General features: G+C 70.8%; 14 protein-coding genes. 11 read left to right on the top strand and 3 right to left on the bottom strand.

Going from position 1 to position 14,568, the window contains the following annotated elements; all coding sequences use genetic code 11:
• Nucleotides 1–96: 96 nt before the first annotated feature.
• The 5 genes from ACSC1Q_RS23335 to ACSC1Q_RS23315 all read left to right on the top strand — a co-directional run bounded on the left by ACSC1Q_RS23335 (nt 97) and on the right by ACSC1Q_RS23315 (nt 5,201).
• Nucleotides 97–966 (top strand): MurR/RpiR family transcriptional regulator, encoded by an 870-nt coding sequence (locus tag ACSC1Q_RS23335; protein ID WP_436760821.1) that lies wholly within the window; start codon nt 97–99, stop codon nt 964–966.
• Nucleotides 967–968: 2 nt separating this feature from the next.
• The gene (locus ACSC1Q_RS23330; RefSeq protein ID WP_436760820.1) at nt 969–1,727 is read left to right on the top strand and encodes a sugar isomerase domain-containing protein; all 759 of its coding nucleotides are present in this window, start codon (nt 969–971) and stop codon (nt 1,725–1,727) included.
• Between the two features lie 111 nt (nt 1,728–1,838).
• Entirely contained in the window at nt 1,839–3,248 is a 1,410-nt protein-coding gene (gene ngcE / locus ACSC1Q_RS23325; RefSeq protein ID WP_436760819.1) for an N-acetylglucosamine/diacetylchitobiose ABC transporter substrate-binding protein, read from the top strand.
• A gap of 139 nt (nt 3,249–3,387) precedes the next feature.
• Nucleotides 3,388–4,290 carry a carbohydrate ABC transporter permease gene (locus ACSC1Q_RS23320; RefSeq protein WP_436760818.1) on the top strand — a complete coding sequence of 301 codons (903 nt, stop codon included), beginning with the start codon at nt 3,388–3,390 and terminating at the stop codon, nt 4,288–4,290.
• A complete protein-coding gene (locus ACSC1Q_RS23315; protein WP_436760817.1) occupies nt 4,290–5,201 on the top strand; it encodes a carbohydrate ABC transporter permease in 912 nt (303 codons plus the stop codon). Before ACSC1Q_RS23320 ends, ACSC1Q_RS23315 begins: the two co-directional genes overlap by 1 nt.
• Here the strand turns inward: ACSC1Q_RS23315 and ACSC1Q_RS23310 are convergent.
• Nucleotides 5,194–5,529, bottom strand: coding sequence for an ArsR/SmtB family transcription factor (locus tag ACSC1Q_RS23310; RefSeq protein WP_436760816.1), 336 nt, complete (start codon nt 5,527–5,529; stop codon nt 5,194–5,196). The two genes, ACSC1Q_RS23315 and ACSC1Q_RS23310, sit on opposite strands and share 8 nt — an antisense overlap.
• 91 nt (nt 5,530–5,620) lie before the next feature.
• Between ACSC1Q_RS23310 and ACSC1Q_RS23305 the strand changes: the two genes are divergently transcribed.
• The 3 genes from ACSC1Q_RS23305 to ACSC1Q_RS23295 all read left to right on the top strand — a co-directional run bounded on the left by ACSC1Q_RS23305 (nt 5,621) and on the right by ACSC1Q_RS23295 (nt 8,642).
• Nucleotides 5,621–6,619, top strand: a complete 999-nt coding sequence (locus ACSC1Q_RS23305) for a zinc-dependent alcohol dehydrogenase family protein (protein ID WP_436760815.1) — start codon at nt 5,621–5,623, stop codon at nt 6,617–6,619.
• A 332-nt stretch (nt 6,620–6,951) separates the two neighbouring features.
• A complete protein-coding gene (locus ACSC1Q_RS23300) occupies nt 6,952–7,908 on the top strand; it encodes a chitosanase (protein WP_436760814.1) in 957 nt (318 codons plus the stop codon).
• A gap of 92 nt (nt 7,909–8,000) precedes the next feature.
• The gene (locus tag ACSC1Q_RS23295; RefSeq protein ID WP_436760813.1) at nt 8,001–8,642 is read left to right on the top strand and encodes a helix-turn-helix domain-containing protein; all 642 of its coding nucleotides are present in this window, start codon (nt 8,001–8,003) and stop codon (nt 8,640–8,642) included.
• 267 nt (nt 8,643–8,909) lie between these two features.
• Here ACSC1Q_RS23295 and ACSC1Q_RS23290 read toward each other — a convergent pair whose 3' ends face one another.
• Nucleotides 8,910–9,593 (bottom strand): DNA alkylation repair protein, encoded by a 684-nt coding sequence (locus ACSC1Q_RS23290; RefSeq protein WP_436760812.1) that lies wholly within the window; start codon nt 9,591–9,593, stop codon nt 8,910–8,912.
• A gap of 82 nt (nt 9,594–9,675) precedes the next feature.
• Nucleotides 9,676–10,365: a TetR/AcrR family transcriptional regulator gene (locus ACSC1Q_RS23285; protein ID WP_436760811.1), complete on the bottom strand. Its 690-nt coding sequence runs from the start codon at nt 10,363–10,365 to the stop codon at nt 9,676–9,678.
• Nucleotides 10,366–10,991: 626 nt separating this feature from the next.
• Here ACSC1Q_RS23285 and ACSC1Q_RS23280 point away from each other — a divergent pair.
• The 3 genes from ACSC1Q_RS23280 (at nt 10,992) to ACSC1Q_RS23270 (ending at nt 14,432) form a co-directional block, all read left to right on the top strand.
• Nucleotides 10,992–12,515: a glycoside hydrolase family 3 protein gene (locus ACSC1Q_RS23280; RefSeq protein ID WP_436760810.1), complete on the top strand. Its 1,524-nt coding sequence runs from the start codon at nt 10,992–10,994 to the stop codon at nt 12,513–12,515.
• 171 nt (nt 12,516–12,686) lie between these two features.
• A complete protein-coding gene (locus tag ACSC1Q_RS23275) occupies nt 12,687–13,388 on the top strand; it encodes a pentapeptide repeat-containing protein (protein ID WP_436760809.1) in 702 nt (233 codons plus the stop codon).
• A 108-nt stretch (nt 13,389–13,496) separates the two neighbouring features.
• On the top strand, nt 13,497–14,432 hold the full coding sequence (locus ACSC1Q_RS23270; protein WP_436760808.1) for an SDR family oxidoreductase: 936 nt from the start codon (nt 13,497–13,499) through the stop codon (nt 14,430–14,432).
• Nucleotides 14,433–14,568 lie beyond the last annotated feature (136 nt).

Here is a 14,568-nt window from a genome sequence, read left to right as displayed (position 1 = left end):
AGGCGTTGTGCCCTCAATTGTGCCCTGGACCGCCTTGACGCGAGCTTGACTTGAGAATAATTTTCACCCAGATGGCTCCCGATGAAAGGAATACTTGTGGCCGCAGGCGCGCTCGGACGCATACAGACCGAGACGCCCGCGCTGCCCGAGGCCCTGCGCCGGGTGGGGGAGGCGATCCTGGCCGACCCCGCGGAGGCGGCGCGCTCCACGATCATCACGCTGGCCGAGCGGAGCGGCAGCTCACCCGCCACGGTGACCCGCTTCTGCCGGGTGTTCGGCTTCGCCGGGTACGCCGGGCTGCGGGTCGCGCTGGCCACCGAGAACGGGCGCGCCGCGCAGGCCAACTGGGACGCGGGGGTGGGCCACGAGATCGGCCCCACCGATCCGCTCGACGCGGCGATCGGCGTGATGGCCGCCGCCGACTCCCGGCTCATCCAGGAGACGGCGGCCCAGCTGGACGCGGGCACCGTCACCACGGTCGCCGAGGCCGTCGTCGCGGCCCGCCGCGTCCTCATCTTCGGGGTCTCCACCAGCGGGGCGGTGGCCGTGATGATGGGCGGGCGGCTGCGCCGGATCCGGGTCCCCTGCTGGAGCCACGCCGACGCGCACGAGGCGCTCGCCGACGCCGCGCTGCTCGGCGAGGGCGACGTCGCGATCGGCATCTCCCACCAGGGGCGCACCCGCGAGGTGCTGGAGTCCCTCGGCGAGGCCGGGGACCGGGGCGCGCTCACCGTCGCGGTCACCTCCTTCGCCCGCTCCCCGCTGGCCGAGCTGTCCGACCTGGTGCTGACCACCGCGAGCCGCGAGACCACCTTCAGGCTGGGCGGCCTGGCCGCCGTCCACTCCCAGCTCTTCGTCCTCGACACCGTCTACGTCGCGGTCGCGCAGCGCACCTACGAGCAGACCAACGAGGCCTTCGAGCTGACGATCCGGGCTCTGGAGAGCCATCGCGTGGAGAGGAGCTGACCGTGGAGATCGGGGCTTCCGAGTACGTTCACGAGGTCAAGGCCCTGGTGGACGAGGTGTCCAGGACCCAGGCGGCCGCGGTGGGGGAGGCGGCGGCGCTGATCGTCGAGTCCCTGAGCGGCGGCGGCGTGATCCAGGCGTTCGGCTCCGGCCACTCCGAGGCGATCGCGATGGAGATCGCCGGGCGCGCGGGCGGCCTGGTGCCCGGCAACCGCCTCGCCCTGCGCGACATCGTCCTGTACGGGGGCGCCCCGGCCGAGATCCTCCTCGGCCCGGCCGGAGAGCTGGAGCGCGACCCCTCGGTCGCCCGGCGGATCTACGACCTGGCTCCCGTCCGGCCGGGGGACGTGTTCGTGCTGATCTCCAGTTCCGGGGTGAACGGGTCGGTGGTCGAGCTGGCCTCGATCGTCAAGGAGCGCGGGCACGACCTGATCGCCCTCACGTCGGTGCGGCACAGCACCGCGATGACCTCCCGCCACCCCTCCGGCCGCAAGCTGCTCGACCTCGCCGACGTGGTGCTCGACAACCGCGCCCCGTACGGTGACGCGGTCCTCCCGCTCCAGGACGGCGGCACGTTCGGGGCGGTGTCCACGATCACCTCGGCGCTGCTGGCCCAGATGGTCGTGGCCGAGGTGGTGCGCGGCCTGACCGAGGCGGGCCTGACCCCGCCGATCTACCGCTCCGCCAACGTGACCGGCGGCGACGAGCACAACCGCGCTCTTGAGAACCGCTACGCCGGAAGGATCCGGCGAGGTGCCTGACCACCGCCTTCCACCCGCAGGCCGCCCTCCGGTCCCGGGCCACCTCTCACTCCCAGGCCGCCTTCCACTTCCAGGCCACCTCTCACCCACAGGCCACTCCCAGGAGGAAGCATGACCCAGCTATCCAGGCGCGAGCTCCTGCGCAGCGCGGCCCTGGCCGGTCTCACCCTGCCGGTCCTGTCCGCGTGCGCCACCCCGGCGGGCAACGGCGGCGCCGCGTCCTCCGCGCCCGTCGTCGGGGCCACCAGCGCGGCCAACCCGCTCGGCTTCGCCGAGGACAGGCCCCTGGAGGTCTGGATCTTCGACGGCGGTTTCGGCGACGCCTACGCCACGGACGTCCACGAGCCGCTGCTCAGGGCCAAGCACCCCAAGCTGGAGATCAAGCACAACGCCACCAAGGAGGTCGCCAAGACCCTCCAGCCGCGCTTCGCCGGTGGCGACCCGCCGGAGTTCGTCAACAACTCCGGCGCCAACGCGATGGACTTCGGCGCCCTGGTCCAGGACGGCCAGCTCGCCGACCTCACGCCGCTGTACGACGCGCCGAGCTGGGACGACCCCGCCGTCAAGGTACGCGACACGATCGACCCGAACGCGATCGAGCTGGGCAGCTACGACGGCAAGCCGTACGTCCTCAACTACGCCAACACCGTCTGGGGCATCTGGTACTCGCGGAAACTCTTCGAGGCCGAGGGCTGGCAGGTCCCCAAGACCTGGGCCGACTTCCTGGCGCTGTGCGAGACCATCAAGAAGTCGGGCAAGATGGCGCCCTTCACCTACGCGGGCAAGCACCCGTTCTACATCTACGAGGCCATCCTCACGCTCGCCGCGAAGATCGGCGGCAAGGACGTGCTGAAGGACGTCGACAACCTCCAGGACGGCGCGTGGAAGGCCGAGCCGGTGCGGCAGGCCGCGGAGGCCTTCGTCGAGATCGGGTCGAAGTACCTGCTGCAGGGCACCGCGGGGCTCGACCACGTGCAGACCCAGACGGCGCACAACAAGGGCCAGGTCGCGATGCTGCCCTGCGGCTCCTGGCTGGAGAACGAGCAGAAGGACTCCACCCCGGCCGACTTCGGCTACGCGATGTTCGCGCTCCCCGACTTCGGCTCCTCCGACGCCCTGCCGTACGGCACCCTGCACGCCCAGCCGGGGGAGGAGTACGTCGTCCCGGCGAAGTCGGCCAACCCCCGCGCGGGCCTGGAGTACATGCGCGCCATGCTCTCCAAGGAGGGGGCGGGCAAGTTCATGGAGCTGGTCTCCACGCTCACGGTCGTCAAGGGCGCCGACGAGGGCCGCACGCTCAAGCCCGGCCTGAAGAGCGCCTCGGCCGCGCTGGCGGCGGCGGGCGACAACGCCGTCTGGTTCCTGTTCCGCAAGTGGTACGTCGAGCTGCACGACGAGGTGGCCGCCGCGACCGGGCAGCTCATGGCGGGCAAGCTCACCGTCGACCAGTGGGCGGAGCGCGCGCAGGCCAAGGCCGACGCCATCAAGAAGGACTCCTCGGTGAAGAAGTTCAGCCGGTGACGGCGGCACGTCGTACACGGGGCACGTCGTACACAGGGCGCGGCGGGACGGCGCCGATGGGCGGCGGCGCGCCACCGAGGGAACGGTAAGCCGAGATGAACCACGGCAGGACACGCCATCGAGGGAACGGCGAGCGGCGATGAACCACGGCAGGACACGGTTCGTCACGGGATTCCTCGCGATCCCGGTGGCGCTCTACCTGATCTACGTGATCGCGCCCTACGCGCAGGCCTTCTACATCGCGTTCACCGACTGGCGCGGGGTGAACGCGAGCCCGCGCCTCGTGGGCCTGGAGAACTTCCAGCGGCTGCTGGCCGACAACGTGTTCTGGCAGGCGGTCAGGCACAACCTCGTCCTGCTGATCCTGATGCCGGTCCTCACGCTGGGGATCGCGCTCCTCTTCGCCTTCCTGCTCAACGCGGGCGGGCGGGGCGGCACCGGGGGCATCTGGGGGTCGAAGTTCTACCGCGTGGTGTTCTTCTTCCCCCAGGTGCTGGCCGTCGCCGTGGTCGCGGTCCTGTTCCAGCAGGTCTTCAGGCCCGACCGCAGCGGCATGCTCAACGCGCCGCTCATCGCGCTGGGGTTCGAGCCGGTCGGGTTCCTGTCCAGCACCGACGTCGCGTTCTGGTCGATCCTCGCCGTACTGGTCTGGCAGGCGGTCGGCTTCTACGTCGTGCTCTTCTCGGCGGGCATCGCCTCCATCCCGCGCGACCTGTTCGAGGCGGCGGCGATCGACGGCGCCGGGGGGCCGCAGCTGTTCCTGCGGGTCACGCTGCCGCTGCTGTGGGACACCATCCAGGTCGGCTGGGTCTATCTCGGCATCGCGGCGCTGGACGTCTTCGCCATCGTGTGGGTGATGACGGCCGAGCACGGCGGCCCCGACCACTCCACGACCGTGATGGCGGCGGAGATCTACCGCACCGCCTTCCAGTACTTCAAGTTCGGCTACGCCTCCGCGATGGGCGTGGTGCTGTTCTTCTTCACCATCGGGTTCGCGGCGCTGGCCCTGCGCCTGTCGCGGCGTGAGCGGATCGAGTTCTAGTGGCGGACGTCGTGATTCCCCGGAGCAGGGCCCTCGCCCGCGAGGAGCGCAGGAGGCGCCTGGGGCCCCTGTCGGTCCTGACACACGTCGCGCTGCTGGTCTGGACGGTCCTGGTGGTCGTGCCGATCGTCTGGACGTTCCTCGCGTCGGTGAAGAGCGAGGACGAGATCTTCGGCGACGCCTGGTCGCTGCCCGCCTCCCTCCGCGTCGACAACTGGGCCCGCGCCTGGGAGCAGGCGCACATCGGCCAGTACATGATCAACAGCATCGTCGTGGTGGCCTTCGGCACCTTCGGCACGATGCTGTTCGGCTCGATGGCCGCGTACGTGCTGGCCCGCTACCGCTTCCGGGGCAACCGGTCGATCTATCTGCTGTTCGTCTCGGGCCTCGCCTTCCCGGTCTATCTGGCGCTGACCCCGCTGTTCTTCGTCGTGCAGAACATGGGGGCGGTCCCGGTGATCGGCCCGTTCATCGGGCTGAACACGCACGGCGGGCTGGTGCTGGTCTACATCGCGTACTCGCTGCCCTTCACCGTCTTCTTCCTCGCGGCCTTCTTCAGGACGCTGCCGGGGGCGGTGGCCGAGGCTGCCTTCGTGGACGGGGCCTCGCACGCCAGGGTGTTCTTCCAGATCATGCTCCCGATGGCGAAGCCGGGCATCGTCAGCGTGACCATCTTCAACGTGCTCGGCCAGTGGAACCAGTACCAGCTGCCCCTGGTGCTGCTCAACTCCGACCGGGACAAATGGGTGCTCACCCAGGGCATCGCCGACATCTCCACGGCCGCGGGCTACGACGCCGACTGGTCGGCCCTGTTCGCCGCGCTGAGCATGGCCATCCTGCCGATGCTGATCGTCTACACGCTCTTCCAGAGTCAGATCCAGAAGGGCCTCACCGCGGGCGCGCTCAAGTAGGTCGGGCGGGGAGGACGGTGTTCTTCCCGGACCGCGTGAGGGCGTCGAGCAGGCCGGGGAACGCCTCGTCCATCTCGGCGCGGCGGAGGGCGTTCATCCGCGAGGTCCCGACGTAGTACTGCCGGATCAGGCCCGCCTCGCGCAGCACCCTGAAGTGGTGGGTGGCGGTGGACTTGCTGACGGGCATGTCGAAGTCACCGCACCTGATGTCCTCGGCGGCGGCGCCGAGCTGCGCGACGACGCTCCGGCGCACCGGATCGACGAGGGCCTCCAGCACCTGCTGGAGATCGAACTGCGACACCTGCGGATGTGGCGGCGTACGTCCCATGGACCCATAGTACGACCGCCATCAAAGTTTGACAGCGATCGTACTTCTGCGTGACAGTTGATCTCGTTCACGACGAGCGAAGGACGGTGGCATGGCGAGAACCGTGCGGTTCCACGAGATCGGCGGGCCCGAGGTGATGCGGCTGGAGGACCTGGAGACGGGCGAGCCGGGACCGGGCGAGGTGCGTATCAGGGTCGAGGCGATCGGGGTGAACAGGGCGGAGGCGCTGTTCCGCCGCGACGAGTACATCGAGCCGGTGAAGCGGCTCCCGGGCAGGCTCGGCGCCGAGGCGGCCGGGGTGGTCGAGGCGGTCGGTCCGGGGGTGAGCGGGTTCGCCGAGGGGCAGCCGGTCAGCAGCGTGCCGGCGTTCTCGCAGAACGACTACGGCGTCTACGCCGAGCGGGCGATCGTTCCCGCGGCCGCGCTCCTGCACCGGCCCGACGGGGTGGACGCGGTGTCCGGTGCCGCCGTGTGGATGTCCTATCTCACCGCGTACGGCGCGCTGGTGGAGGTGGGCGGCATGGGGGCGGGTGACGTGGTGGCGCTGAACGCCGCCTCCAGCGGCGTCGGCCTGGCCGCGATCCACACGGCGAACCGGGTGGGGGCGACGCCGATCGCCGTCACCCGTACCCGCGCCAAGCGGGAACGGCTGCTGGAGGAGGGCGCGGCCGAGGTGGTCGTCTCCGACGAGGAGGACGTACCGGCCAGGTTGCTGGCCCTGACCGGCGGCAGGGGGGCCGGGCACGTCTTCGACGCCGTCGCCGGGCCGGGCGTGACCGACCTGGCGCGGGCGGTGGCCCCGGGCGGCACGCTCCTCCTGTACGGGGCGCTGAGCGGGCGGCCGACGCCGTACCCGGGATTCGACCTGGGCATGCCCGCCCTCAACGTGCGCACCTACACGGTGCCGGAGACCACGAAGGACCCCCGGAGGCTCCGCCGGGCCGAGGCGTTCGTGGTCTCGGGCCTGCGCGCCGGGGTTTTCCGCCCGGTGGTGGACCGCCTGTTCCCGCTGGAGGACGTCGTGGGGGCGCACCGGCACATGGAGTCCGGCGCCCGGTTCGGCAAGATCGTGGTCACCGTGACCCGCTGACGGCGGCGCGGAACACCGACAGCCCTCGTGACGTGCGGAGTTCTCCGGCACCCGATGGTCGCCTTCCCGCGCGTCGGGTGTTTCCGTTCGGGGTCGCTTGAGCCTCTCCTAAGGCCGCCTTCAGGTTCGATCGGCGCGAACGGGTTGACGGGCGGGGAGTGGTGGGGGGTAAGTTCGTTAGGAAGGTTTCCTAACGAGGAGGGTGGGTTCCCGCAACCGGGATCACTCCTCCGATTGTCCGGTTCCTGCTGTTCGTCACCCGGAGAGCTCGCACTGAACCCCCTCCGTGCAAGCCTCCGGGCGTTCCTCCATCCCCTTCCCTGGAGAGACACGTGTCCTTCTCGCCGAACCCCCGCTCCGGCCGCCGTGCCCCGCGCCTCCTGCTGGCCTCGGCCGCGGTCGCCGTCCCGGCCCTGATCGCCCCCGCCGGTGCCGGGCACGCCGCCACGCTCTCTCCCGCCTCCTCCGCGGCCGGGCCCGCGGTGGCGCCCGCCGCGCTGTCCGTGTCCTCGGCGTCCTCAGCGTCCTCAGCGTCCTCAGCGTTCTCGGCGTCCTCAGCGTCCTCGGCGTTCTCGGCGGCGGTCGACCTCACCGACCCGCGCAAGAAGGACATCGCCATGCAGCTGGTGTCCAGCGCCGAGAACTCCTCGCTGGACTGGAAGGCGCAGTACAAGTACATCGAGGACATCAAGGACGGCCGCGGCTACACCGCCGGGATCATCGGCTTCTGCTCCGGCACCGGGGACATGCTCGACCTCGTCGAGCGCTACACCCAGCTCAAGCCGGGGAACGTGCTCGCCAAGTATCTTCCCGCCCTGCGCAAGGTCGACGGCACCGCCTCCCACAACGGCCTCGACCCGAATTACACCAAGGACTGGGCCACCGCGGCCAAGGACACGGTCTTCCAGCAGGCCCAGAACGAGGAGCGCGACCGGGTCTACTTCAACCCGGCGGTCAGCCAGGCGAAGAAGGACGGCCTGCGCGCCCTGGGGCAGTTCGCCTACTACGACGCCATCGTCATGCACGGCGGGGGCACCGACCCGCAGAGCTTCGGCGCGATCCGCAAGAACGCCCTGAAGAAGGCGAAGCCCCCGGCGCAGGGCGGTGACGAGACGAAGTATCTCCACGCCTTCCTCGACGCCCGCAAGGTCGCGATGAAGGCCGAGGAGGCCCACGAGGACACCAGCCGGGTCGACACCGCCCAGCGGGTCTTCCTCAACAACGGCAACCTCGACCTCAACACTCCGCTGTCCTGGAAGGTCTACGGGGACCCCTTCAAGATCAGCTAACCCTCCCGGGTCCCGGCGGCACCCCACCCCGCCGGGGCCCTCCCTGCCGACGTCGTTGATGTTCTCGAATAACGAGAGTTATCGTCAGCTATATGAGAGCGTTGGCTCCCGAGCTCATGCCCATCTTCCGGTCACGACTTCAGGCGCGACTTCTGGCTCGCCTGTTCCTGGCCGCCGACGAGGAATCCACGATCACCGATCTGGCCGAGGCCCTCGGTTCCCCTCTTCCCACGGTCCAGCGTGAGGTTCATCGTCTCGTGCGCGCCGGTCTTCTTCGGGAACGCAAGATCGGCAGGGCGCGGCTCGTCAGGGCCAACACCGAGACCGCCGCCTCACGGCCGCTGGCGCAACTGCTGGCCGTCACCTTCGGTCCTCCCGCGATCATCTCGGAGGAGTTCGCGTCGGTGTCCGAGGTCGAACGGCTTGTCATCTTCGGCTCCTGGGCCGCGCGCTATCACGGCCGGCCCGGCCCGCAACCCAACGACGTGGACCTCCTGGTCGTCGGCTCGCCATCCCGGGGGGACGTCTACGACGCGGCGGAGCGAGCCGAGCGCCGTCTGGGTGTTTCCGTGAATCCCGTGTTACGGAGCGTATCCGCGTGGGAATCTGGCGGCGAAGGCCTGCTCCGCGAGATCGCGAACGGGCCGACGGTCGTCGTGGAGGTCGAGAGGGAGATCGGCAGTGCAGTGGACCATCGGCGAAGCCACGATCCGCAAGCTTCTCGACAATCGTGAGCTCCAGCGGGTTCCTCTGGCCGATCACATGGCCGAGTCGATGCTCGAAGCGGCGCAGAAGGAACGTTCTCGAATACTCCGGCCAGCCCAGCGAGGCGGTGACCGGCGACGAACTCGACGAGGCGACCACATGGACCGCCGACATCATCGACTTCTGTGAGCGTCTCGTGTCACGACTCGACCTCTTCCCGTAGAAGCCGCTCCGCGAATGACGATCGTCGGAGTTGCCGCAAGGCTGGCATGCCCGGGTATGGGCAGGTTCCCGGGTCATCGGGTCGGGAGGTTCTTCAGGGCCTCGCGGCGGCTCAGGCCGCTGATGCGGGTGTGGTCGACGTAGCGGACGACCTCGCCGGGGTTCGTCTTGGCATACTCGCGCAGGGCCCAGCCGATCGCCTTGCGGGCGAAGAAGTCGTTGTCGGACAGGCTCGGCTCGATGCAGGCGTACAGCAGGCCGGTGTCGGTGGCGGACTTGAAGCGGTTCTGGCTGAGGATGGCCGTGCGGCGCTTCCACAGGTCGGTGCCGCGGGCCCAGCGGAGCATGAGGGGGCGCATGGTGTCGGGGAAGGTCGCGAGCAGGCCGCCGACGCGGTGGACGGCGAGCTCGTCGACGTAGTCCCACCAGGCTCCGGTGACGATCATCTCCTCGTACGCCGGGAGCGCGTCGAGCGTCTGGTAGACGCGATAGAGGCGGAAGCCGGTCAGCTCGATCGCCGCGTAGCGCTCCTCGCGGTATTCGGCCCCGCGCCACAGGGCCAGCGTCGCCTCCCGCCACGCGGGCGCCGTGTCGACGGGGTAGTCGGCGAAGACCCGCTTCAGCGCGGCGCGGCGGGGCGCGGCCTGCACGCCGAGGAACGGCATCGACGACTTCATGTAGGCCTGCATGACCGGGGCCTTGGCGGGGTCGGCCACGTCGGTGAGCGCCATTCGCACGGCCTTCTGCAGTATCTCCATGCTCGCCCACCACTTCCCGTTCGCTTCGCGGACGCTTGATTCTCACAGGCCGCGCCGCTCGCCGCGCCGGGTTCCGCTGGCGTCATGCTTTCTGGCTACTCCGCTCGCCGGTCGCCAGGCCGTCGAACAGGACGGTGATGTAGTGCTCGGCGAGGCCGGTGGTGTTGAGACGGCCCCCGGGACGGAACCAGCGCACCGCCACCCAGATGGTGTCGCGGATCATGCGGTAGGTGAGCTTGGGGTCGACGTCGGCCCGGAACAGGCCGTCGGCCTGGCCGAGCCTGATCTGCTCGACCCACATGCGCTCGACCTCGTCCTCGGCCTTGACCAGGTAGTCGAAGCGGTCGCCGGGCAGCGACCTCAGATAGTTCCAGTCGTTCTGCATGACGGTGATCGCCGCGCGGTGCGGCTCCAGCGTGCTGAACCCGATGCGCACCATCTCTGAGAGGATCGTGCGGGGGTCGCCGTTCTGGTCCAGGGCGGTGCGGTAACGGCCGACGAGGTCGTCGAGGAAGGTGGTCAGCACCTCGTCGACGATCGTCTCCTTGGAGTCGAAGTGGTGGTAGAGGCTCCCGGACAGGATTCCGGCCTCCTCCGCGATCTCCCGGACGGTGGTCGCCTGGAAGCCCTTGCGGGCGAAGAGCTCGGCGGCGAGTTTGACGAGATGGTCGCGGCGCTCCGAGGCGGGGCCGGATGTGGCCGCGCGCCTGGTCCCGCCCTGGCGTTTGACCGGGGTCGTGGTCGCGCCGCCGGAGTTCTTTCGCGTGTTCACGCCCCCATTATGAGCCCTTGCGCAATCGCTTGTTCACCGGAACGCGCCAGCTCACTCCCGTTCCGAGCCCTTGCCAAATGCTTGCCGCGACCGCGGGACGGACGACGGAAGGGGGCGGGCCGCGCCGCCGGCGTGGTCCGTGCCCGGTGGGCCGCCGGGAGCGGGGCCCGTACCGGAGGGCGGACGGCCCGCGCGGGGACGAGGCTCCGCGTCCGGTGTCGTACGGCCGGACTCACCGGCGTCTCCTGTCGCGCGCACGGATTCGCCGCCGTCTTCTGATCGCGTGTGGGAATTCGCGGACGTCTTCTTGTCGTGCGGGCGGATTCGCCGATGTCGCCGGCTGTCGTCGGGGGATTCGGTTCTCCACGTGGGTGGCGGCCGGTCTCGTCGTACGCGGACGGCTGTCGTTCCCGGCTCCGTATCAGCGGACCTCGAACTCGTCCATCGTCCCGATCCGCAAAATCCTTAGTCAAAGGCCTATGGTCAGCCCACTAGCAATTAGGAAACTTTCCTATTAGATTTGCGCAAAGCCGCTGTGGGAGCGCTTTCCCCAGGGGTCCGGTACAACGTGGTGCCTGCGCGTCTTCGGCAGGAACGCCGACCGGCCGTCAGGCGAGGAGGGGTGAATGAAGCGCGGCCCAGAGCTGCTCCGCCTGGCGGAGACGGTGGTCTTTCCCGGCTTCGAGGGCAAGTCCCCGCCCGACTGGATCCGACGCCGGCTCGGCGACGGGCTGGCCGGGGTGGTGCTCTTCTCCAGGAACATCGCCACCCCCTCCCAGGTGGCCGATCTCACGGCCGCGCTCCGGGAGGAGAACCCTCAGGTCCTGGTCGGCATCGACGAGGAGTCGGGTGAGGTCACCCGCCTGGAGGCCGCGGGCGGGAGCACCCGGCCCGGCAACTTCGCCCTCGGCGTGGTCGACGACACCGGCCTCACCGAGGAACTCGCCGCCGACCTCGGCCGCGACCTGGCCAGGGCGGGCGTCAACCTCAACTTCGCGCCCTCGGCCGACGTGAACTCCAACCCCGACAACCCGGTCATCGGCCTGCGCTCCTTCGGCGCGGACCCCGACCTCGTCGCCCGGCACACCGCCGCCTGGATCCGGGGGATGCAGTCGGCGGGGGTGGCCGCCTGCGCCAAGCACTTCCCCGGCCACGGCGACACCTCGGTCGACTCCCACCACGGCGTGCCGCTCGTCGCCGCTCCCGCCGGCGCGCTGCGCGACGTGGCGCTACGGCCCTTCCGAGCGGCCGTCGAGCAGGGGGTGCGCACGGTCATGACCGGGCACCTGCTCGTCTCCGCCCTGGACCCCGCGATGCCCGCCACCCTCAGCCGCCCGGTCCTGCACGACCTGCTCAGGGTCGAGCTGGGCTTCGAGGGCGTCATCGTCACCGACGGCATCGAGATGGCCGCCGTCTCCGGCCCGTACGGCATCGGCGGGGCCTCGGTCCTCGCCGTCGCCGCGGGGGCCGACGCGATCTGCGTGGGCGGCGAGCACGCGGGGGAGGAGACCGCGATCGGGATCCGCGACGCGATCGTGGACGCCGTGATCGAAGGCAGGCTCTCCGAGGAACGGCTCGCCGACGCCTCCCGGCGCGTCTGCGAGCTCGCCCTCTGGACCACGACCGCCCACCGGGGCGCGCTCCCGGGATCCGGCGCCTCCGGTGGTCCAGGGACCCCGTCGATCGGCCTGGCCGCCGCCCGGCGGGCGCTGCGGGTCACCCGCCGCTCCGCGGCCGCGGTGTTCCCCCTGCCCGCCCCGCCGCACGTCGTCGAGCTCGCCCCCGAGATGAACCTCGCCATCGAGAAGGACACCCCCTGGGGCGTCGGCGAGCCGCTCGGCAAGCTCCTCCCTGGCACCACGGTCACCCGGCTGGCCGCCTCCACGGCCACCGGAGGCGCCGTCGAGGCCGTGCTCGCCGCGGCGTCCGAACGTCCCCTGGTCGTCGTCGTCCGCGACGCGCACCGCCACGCCTGGCAGGCCGACGCGCTCCGGCACCTGCTGGCCGCCCGCGCCGACGCCGTCGTGGTCGAGATGGGACTGCCCGGCCGCTCCGACCTCGGCGCCGTCCACATCGCCACACACGGGGCCGCCCGCGTCTGCGGCCAGGCCGCCGCCGAGCTCCTCGCCGGGGACACGGGCACCGCCTGACCGGGCGCGCCCCGCCCGGTGCCCGGCGTACGGCGGTCTTCCGGGAGTACGGCGGTCTTCCGGGGCGCAGAGGTTCTTCGCGACGCCGTACTCCGGGGGACGGCGGTTCTCCGGAGTAGGGAGCCGGGACGCGGCCGGGATTCTGTCGGGGCGGGCTGCTTGAATCGCGGGATGGATGCGGCACAGTTGCTGGCGGACCAGCGCGAGATCCACGGGGTCGATCTGTCGGGGCTCTCGCTCGGTGATCATCTGACCGGTGACGGGCCCTACGTGTTCAGGGAGTGCGATCTCACCGGCGCCGACCTCACCGGGGCGTCGCTGGTGGAGGCCTCGTTCGAGAGGTGCGTGCTGGAGCGGGCCGACTTCCGCCGTGCGGACCTGGACGGGGCGCGTTTCTCCGGTGGCGGGGGAGCGGGGCTCAGGTTCGCGAACGCCGAGCTCGTCGACGCGACCTTCACCGACGTCGACCTGTCGGGCGCGCGTTTCGAGCTGGCCCTGCTCACCGACGCCACCTTCACCGGCTGCCGCATGATCGGCGCGGTGCTGTCCGCCTGCCGGGGCACCGGCTACCGGTTCGAGGGCTCCAACCTGGCGCTGGCCGACCTCACCGGCTGCTCGTTCCGGGGCCTTCACCTGCGGGGCGTCCGCTTCGACGACGCCAACCTGTCGGGCTGCGACTTCACCAAGACCGTGTTCGACGACTGCCGCATGATCGGCGCCCGGGTCGTCGAGACGGTCTTCACCAAGGCGGACCTGCGCGGCGCCGACCTCGGTGAGGTCGACGACACCCGGCTCCGGTCGCTGCGCGGAGCGGTCGTCAGCTCCACCCAGGCCGCCCTGATCCTCGCCGGCCGGGGCCTCACCGTGATCTGACGCCTCGAAGCCCCTCGCGGCGTCGCCGTACCGATACAAGGCCGCATCTAGACATGAAAGGTGAACAAACGGGAAACTCTGCCTGATCACGGCGAAAGGGGCCCCGGCATGGGCGGGATCTGTGACGGGCGGGTGGCGATCGTGACCGGCGCCGGTCGCGGCATCGGCAGGGAGCACGCCCTGGAGTTCGCCAGGCAGGGAGCGAGGGTCGTGGTCAACGACCTCGGCACCGGCCGCGAGGGCGACGGGCGTTCCGCGGGCCCAGCCCTGGAGGTGGTCGAGGAGATCCGCGACCTGGGTGGCCGGGCCGTGGCCAGCAGCGACGACGTCACCGAGTGGGGTGGCGCGGCCCGCCTGGTCAAGACGGCGCTGAGCGCCTTCGGGCGGCTGGACATCCTGGTGAACAACGCCGGGTTCGTCCGCGACCGGATGCTGGTCTCGATGACCGAGCAGGAGTGGGACGACGTGATCCGGGTCCATCTCAAGGGCCACTTCCTGCCGCTGCGGCACGCGGCCGCCCACTGGCGGGAGCGGTCGGAGGCGGGTGGCCCCGTGGACGCCCGGGTGATCAACACCTCCTCAGGGGCGGGGCTGTTCGGCGGCGTCGGCCAGGGCAACCACTCCGCGGCCACGGCGGGCGTCGTGGCACTCGGCCAGGTCGCCGCGGCGGAGCTCGGCCACTACGGCGTCACGGTGAACACGATCGTCCCGGCCGCCCGCACCCGGATGACCGGAGAGACGGCACCGGCCGGACCGGCGGACGGCTTCGACGCCGAGGCCGGGCCCGAGGGGGGCTTCGACGTCACGCACCCGGCCAACATCGCGCCGCTGGTGGCCTGGCTCGGCTCGGCCGGATCCCGGCACGTCACCGGCAGGGTCTTCGAGGTCGAGGGCGGCGCCATCTCCCTCGCCGACGGCTGGCGGCACGGCCCCCGCGCCGACCGGGGCGCCCGCTGGGACCCCGCCGACATCGGCGACGCCGTCGCCAAGCTCCTCGTCGACACCCCCGACCCCGAACCGGTCCGCGGGGTTCGAAGCTCCTGACGGAGCGTCACCGGAAGCCTGACCCGGAGCGAGGCGGCACCGGGCGGAGGCATAGGCTTTCGGGGATCGAACGGGGACACCGCCCGTCGTGTGGCCGTCCGGTCCCGTTCACCGTCGCGGCGCCGGTGGTCAGGCC

Origin of the sequence: Streptosporangium heterodermiicola (assembly GCF_051390675.1) — a bacterium.
Taxonomy (GTDB): Bacteria; Actinomycetota; Actinomycetes; order Streptosporangiales; family Streptosporangiaceae; genus Streptosporangium.
Note: the sequence above shows the minus strand (reverse complement) of the source record. Positions and strands in the feature narration are given on the sequence as shown.

What these genes read in the sequence shown, in the direction of transcription:
- ACSC1Q_RS23280 (WP_436760810.1), top strand. Translation starts at nt 10,992, where the DNA reads ATGAAGCGCGGCCCAGAGCTGCTCCGCCTGGCGGAGACGGTGGTCTTT.
- ACSC1Q_RS23320 (WP_436760818.1), top strand. Translation starts at nt 3,388, where the DNA reads ATGAACCACGGCAGGACACGGTTCGTCACGGGATTCCTCGCGATCCCG.
- ACSC1Q_RS23305 (WP_436760815.1), top strand. Translation starts at nt 5,621, where the DNA reads ATGGCGAGAACCGTGCGGTTCCACGAGATCGGCGGGCCCGAGGTGATG.
- ACSC1Q_RS23290 (WP_436760812.1), bottom strand. Translation starts at nt 9,593, where the DNA reads ATGGAGATACTGCAGAAGGCCGTGCGAATGGCGCTCACCGACGTGGCC.
- ACSC1Q_RS23310 (WP_436760816.1), bottom strand. Translation starts at nt 5,529, where the DNA reads ATGGGACGTACGCCGCCACATCCGCAGGTGTCGCAGTTCGATCTCCAG.
- ACSC1Q_RS23270 (WP_436760808.1), top strand. Translation starts at nt 13,497, where the DNA reads ATGGGCGGGATCTGTGACGGGCGGGTGGCGATCGTGACCGGCGCCGGT.
- ACSC1Q_RS23295 (WP_436760813.1), top strand. Translation starts at nt 8,001, where the DNA reads ATGAGAGCGTTGGCTCCCGAGCTCATGCCCATCTTCCGGTCACGACTT.
- ACSC1Q_RS23275 (WP_436760809.1), top strand. Translation starts at nt 12,687, where the DNA reads ATGGATGCGGCACAGTTGCTGGCGGACCAGCGCGAGATCCACGGGGTC.
- ngcE (WP_436760819.1), top strand. Translation starts at nt 1,839, where the DNA reads ATGACCCAGCTATCCAGGCGCGAGCTCCTGCGCAGCGCGGCCCTGGCC.